Here is a 1,260-nt window from a genome sequence, read left to right on the forward strand (position 1 = left end):
GCCCCCACCGCGCCGCCCCCCCCCGCCTGCATGCCGCCGACCAACCCGAGCCAGCCGAGCCCGGCGAACAATGCGGCCCGTTCGAACACCCCGCTCGGGCTGCCCGGCAGCACCTCGCCGTCATCGAGCAGCACGAGCACACTGGCCGCCACGAACGACACCGCCATGGCCGCCGCGACCACCCGGGCCACCCGCCGCGGTCCGACACCGGCCACGGCGGCGATCCCCGCGACGCCCAGCGTGACGGAGATCAGCTTGTGGATCAGCCCGCGCGCGGTGTGCTCCTCGGGCACCCCGGGCGGGAAGCCCAGGCCGGCGTCGGTCCGGATGAAGGCGAGGGCAACAAAACAGAGCCCGCACCCCAGGATCAGGACCACCGTCCGCCCGGTGACCCGCCGGTGCAGCCCGACGGCGCACAGGATCAGCCAGAGGCCGCAGGTGGCCAGGTTGACCGTGCCGTACCAGCCATGCGGGCCGAGCGACAGCTGACTGATCCAGTTGCGCGTCTCGTCGTAGCCGGGCCGGGTGAGGCTGTCCACTGTGCTCACGACGATCATCTGCACCGCGGCGAGCAGCCCGAACGCCGGTAGCAGCCTCATGCCCCGGTTCATCGGGCGAGCCTACGGGGCAAGATTCGAACCGTGAGGATCGCCCACTTCTGCGACAGCCACGCCGGACGGCCGGACGGCGTCGCCCGGTCGGCCGAGCTGACCGTACGGCTGCTGCGCGCGGCCGGGCACGAGGTGGACTTCTACCGCCCCGGACCCCTGCTGAGCCGCGACGGCGTCCGCTCGGTGCCGGTGCCGTTGCGGCAGGTCCGCGTCGGGCTGCCGTTCACACCCCGGCCGGCCGACCTCGTCCACGCGCACAGCACCGGGCCGATCGGGATGACCGGGTTCCGGGCGGCTGCCGACTGGGGCGTGCCGCTGGTGATGACCTGGCACACCGACCTGCTGGCGTACGCCGACCTGTTCGCCGAGATCCCGGTCGGAGCCGCGTGGTGTGCGGTGCGCCTGGGTCTGGGCTGGTCGCCGCGGGAGTTCCTGGAGCTGACCCGGCCCGGAGCGGTACGCCGGCGCCGGCTGGTCGCGCTGGGCCAGGCCATGTTCGCGCGGATGGCGGTGGTCATCGCCCCCTCGGACAAGGCGGCGGCGGGCTTCGCCCCGTTCCGGCCGGCCGCCGAGATCTGCGTGCTACCCACCCCGGGCGCCGCCGTCACGCCTCGACCGCCCCGCGCCGGCGCGAACGTCGTGCTGTCGG

The 1,260-nt window shown here is 74.3% G+C and carries 2 protein-coding genes; one reads left to right on the forward strand and one right to left on the reverse strand.

Annotation, left to right across the window (positions count from 1 at the left end; genetic code table 11):
- The coding region (locus tag AB0C29_RS49095; RefSeq protein ID WP_360835344.1) for a DUF998 domain-containing protein at positions 1 to 599 on the reverse strand (599 nt) is incomplete at its 3' end.
- 42 nt (positions 600 to 641) lie between these two features.
- Between AB0C29_RS49095 and AB0C29_RS49100 the strand changes: the two genes are divergently transcribed.
- On the forward strand, positions 642 to 1,260 hold a 619-nt coding region (locus tag AB0C29_RS49100), incomplete at its 3' end, for a glycosyltransferase (RefSeq protein WP_360835346.1).

Source organism: Actinoplanes sp. NPDC048791 (genome assembly GCF_040650095.1).
Taxonomy (GTDB): Bacteria; Actinomycetota; Actinomycetes; order Mycobacteriales; family Micromonosporaceae; genus Actinoplanes.